Genomic DNA, 3,749 nt, shown 5'->3' with positions numbered 1-3,749 from the left:
GATAAAGAGGCAATAGAGCGGCAAACGAAAGCGGCAACTCTGTGCCTAACGAGAAAAAACTGGCTGCTCACTCACAAAGATAGCATGAATGAATTTCTTCTAAGTGATTAAAAAACAAAGAATATTAATTTTAATATCAGATGTTTTAAAAGTTGGCATACTAATTGAATTGTCTATATCAGAGTTGATACAACAAGTTTTTAAATCGGCAAATAGCGGATTTAGCAAGTTCACGGTCAGTGCTTCCAAATGAGAGTAAAGCTGGCCGCTTCGCAAAAAGCTTGCGAACTCACTAGGAGAGCAAACTATGACCATTACAGTAAATACTAACGTCTCAGCAATGACTGCTCAGCGTTACCTTAATAAAGCGACGGGTGAATTAAATACCTCGATGGAACGTTTATCATCAGGTAATAAAATCAACAGCGCTAAAGATGATGCGGCAGGCTTACAAATTTCAAACCGCTTAACCGCTCAGTCTCGTGGCCTAGATGTGGCAATGCGTAATGCCAACGACGGTATTTCGATTGCTCAGACTGCGGAAGGGGCAATGAATGAGTCGACCAGTATCTTGCAACGTATGCGTGATCTTGCTCTTCAATCAGCAAACGGCACCAACTCGGCGTCAGAGCGACAAGCTTTGGATGAAGAGTCGACCGCATTGCAAGATGAGTTAAACCGTATTGCAGAAACGACCTCATTCGGTGGACGTAAACTGCTCAACGGTTCGTTTGGTGAAGCATCATTCCAGATTGGTGCGAGCTCAGGTGAGGCGATCATTATGGGGCTTACCAGCATACGTGCTGATGACTTCCGTATGGGCGGCCAATCGTTCCTTGCAGAGCAAGGAAAGGACAAGGATTGGGGAGTGCCAGCGGGCGCACGTGATTTGAAATTTGAATTCACCACCCAGGCAGGTGAGCTTGTTACTCTCGATGTGTTAGCCAAAGATGGCGATGATATTGAAGAGCTAGCGACTTACATTAATGGTCAAACCGACAAGCTTAAAGCATCGGTTGATCAAGACGGTAAACTGCAAATTTTTGCCGCAGAACCGAATTTACAAGGTGACCTTGCCATCTCTGGTGGTTTGGCAACCGAACTTGGCCTAAACGGCGGACCGGGCGTTAAGACGACGGTTCAAGATATTGATATCACCTCAGTTGGTGGTTCTCAAAATGCAGTGGGCGTTCTGGATGCTGCGTTGAGATATGTGGATTCACAACGGGCAGAGCTCGGTGCGAAGCAAAACCGTTTAAGCCATAGCATCAACAACTTGGCCAATATCCAAGAGAATGTTGAAGCATCCAACAGTCGAATTAAAGATACAGATTTTGCGAAAGAAACCACGCAAATGACGAAAGCACAGATTCTGCAACAAGCGGGTACCTCGATTCTCGCTCAAGCAAAACAGTTGCCAAATTCTGCAATGTCACTATTGCAGTAATGTTAGGACCCTTCATCCAACAGCTCAGACGTGGGTTAGGTGAAGGAATCCTTGGCAAAGTATGATTATGGCCGAATATAAAGCTCTCTCAAGATGTACCCTGCTTTATAGTCATAGATAATCATGCGCCCCGGTCAGTCGGTAATGTGTTCATTTCTCTGATCTCCACATTGGCTCTGGCTACCAACTAGCCCCGGTTCTCTCAAAGGAAAAGGGGCTTTTCTTTATCTATAACTTCTTGCTCTCATCAATGCTCCTCAATCGCCCGTGAAGCCGACCAATCACGTCAAATCTTTAATGCTATTTTTGTATTTCAGCCAGTTTTGCAGCGTTTATCCCACTTTTAATCGATATTGGTTATTTTTTACGAAATCGTCGTTTTCCCGTTAAAGGATTCCTAACCGCAGTCGCTAATAATAGTACTTTGAGAGAACTACTTGGTTTTCCGAGACGTCGGAAACCGTTTGTCTATGACGCTAAGTCGGAAAATCAATAGGAGAACCACTATGGCGGTTAATGTAAACACTAACGTTTCAGCTATGACAGCACAACGCTACCTAAACAGTGCTAGCAATGCGCAACAGTTATCAATGGAACGTTTATCATCAGGCTTCAAAATTAATAACGCAAAAGATGACGCAGCAGGTTTGCAAATCTCTAACCGTTTGAACGTTCAAAGTAGAGGCTTAGATGTTGCCGTGCGCAACGCAAATGATGGCATTTCAATTGCGCAGACAGCTGAAGGTGCAATGAACGAAACTACCAACATTTTGCAACGTATGCGTGACTTATCTCTACAATCGTCAAATGGTTCGAACTCGAAAGCCGACCGCGTAGCGATTCAAGAAGAGATCACCGCGCTGAATGACGAACTCAACCGTATTGCTGAAACTACATCGTTTGGTGGTAATAAGTTGCTCAATGGTACTTTTGAGACGAAATCATTCCAAATCGGTGCGGATAACGGTGAAGCGGTCATGCTAAGCCTAAATAATATGCGCAGCGACAACGCAATGATGGGCGGTAAGAGTTACCAAGCGGCAAATGGACAAGATAAAGATTGGACCGTTAAAGCGGGTGCTAATGACCTTACCATTACGTTGACTGACAAACGTACTGGCGAGCAAACCATCAACCTAAGTGCAAAAGAGGGCGATGACATCGAAGAGTTGGCCACTTACATCAATGGTCAAACCGACATGTTAAAAGCTTCTGTTGACGATGAAGGCAAACTGCAAATCTTTACTGATAGCAACCGTATTGATGGCGTAGCAACCTTTGGTGGCAGCTTAGCGGGTGAACTGAGTTTCCAAGCTGCAAAAGATGTGACAGTCGATACCATTGATGTCACCTCTGTAGGTGGTTCGCAAGAATCAGTTGCCATTGTTGATGCGGCACTGCAATTTGTAGACAGCCATCGTGCTCAACTGGGTGCATTCCAAAACCGTTTCAACCATGCGATTAACAACTTAGATAACATCAACGAAAACGTAAATGCTTCTAAGAGCCGAATCAAAGACACTGATTTTGCGAAAGAAACCACTGCCTTGACTAAATCGCAGATCCTTTCTCAAGCATCAAGCTCAGTGTTGGCACAAGCTAAACAAGCGCCTAATGCTGCTCTTGGTTTGCTTGGTTAAGTCGTTAACTTTTAAATTAAAAATCCAGCTTCGGCTGGATTTTTTTATGCCTCACTTTTCACGTGATCAAAGAATGGATCTGAAAAATGAATCAACGGTTAAACGGGAGGAAAGGATATATTGTTATGAGGCTAATAAAACAAAACCCAGCCTAAGCTGGGTTTGAATTGATGGTGCGGAAGGAGAGACTTGAACTCTCACACCTTGCGGCGCCAGAACCTAAATCTGGTGCGTCTACCAATTTCGCCACTTCCGCAACTTGTACTGTAGATAGATTGAACATTGGTTATTCAAACTATCGTTGTAAATGGTGGCTACGACGGGATTCGAACCTGTGACCCCATCATTATGAGTGATGTGCTCTAACCAACTGAGCTACGTAGCCATTTGACAATCTTAAATCATGGTGCGGAAAGAGAGACTTGAACTCTCACACCTTGCGGCGCCAGAACCTAAATCTGGTGCGTCTACCAATTTCGCCATTTCCGCAGCGTATTCTTTAAATAAACCGAATGTTATTAATTCAGCTTATCTTTTTACGGTCAGCTTATCGCTAACCCTACAAATAATGGCAGGGCTACCTGGATTCGAACCAGGGGATGGCGGCATCAAAAGCCGCTGCCTTACCGCTTGGCGATAGCCCTACAAGATGATTGCTCATC

The 3,749-nt window shown here is 44.3% G+C and carries 2 protein-coding genes and 4 tRNA genes; 2 read left to right on the top strand and 4 right to left on the bottom strand.

Annotated elements, in window-relative coordinates; all coding sequences use genetic code 11:
- The first annotated feature begins 307 nt into the window (after positions 1-307).
- Both B9J84_RS06105 and B9J84_RS06100 read left to right on the top strand, forming a co-directional pair.
- Positions 308-1,447, top strand: a complete 1,140-nt coding sequence (locus B9J84_RS06105) for a flagellin (protein ID WP_017045944.1) — start codon at positions 308-310, stop codon at positions 1,445-1,447.
- A 506-nt stretch (positions 1,448-1,953) separates the two neighbouring features.
- The gene (locus B9J84_RS06100) at positions 1,954-3,087 is read left to right on the top strand and encodes a flagellin (protein ID WP_094123757.1); all 1,134 of its coding nucleotides are present in this window, start codon (positions 1,954-1,956) and stop codon (positions 3,085-3,087) included.
- A gap of 171 nt (positions 3,088-3,258) precedes the next feature.
- On the opposite strand, the gene B9J84_RS06095 is transcribed toward B9J84_RS06100, so the two are convergent.
- From B9J84_RS06095 to B9J84_RS06080, 4 genes are all read right to left on the bottom strand, one after another.
- Positions 3,259-3,343 (bottom strand) — tRNA-Leu (locus B9J84_RS06095).
- A 52-nt stretch (positions 3,344-3,395) separates the two neighbouring features.
- Positions 3,396-3,472 (bottom strand) — tRNA-Met (locus tag B9J84_RS06090).
- Between the two features lie 19 nt (positions 3,473-3,491).
- A tRNA-Leu gene (locus B9J84_RS06085) sits at positions 3,492-3,576 on the bottom strand.
- 80 nt (positions 3,577-3,656) lie between these two features.
- Positions 3,657-3,731, bottom strand: a tRNA-Gln gene (locus B9J84_RS06080).
- Positions 3,732-3,749: the final 18 nt, after the last annotated feature.

The organism is Vibrio sp. V03_P4A6T147 (genome assembly GCF_002241085.1).
Classification (GTDB): Bacteria; Pseudomonadota; Gammaproteobacteria; order Enterobacterales; family Vibrionaceae; genus Vibrio; species Vibrio anguillarum.
Note: the sequence above shows the minus strand (reverse complement) of the source record. Positions and strands in the feature narration are given on the sequence as shown.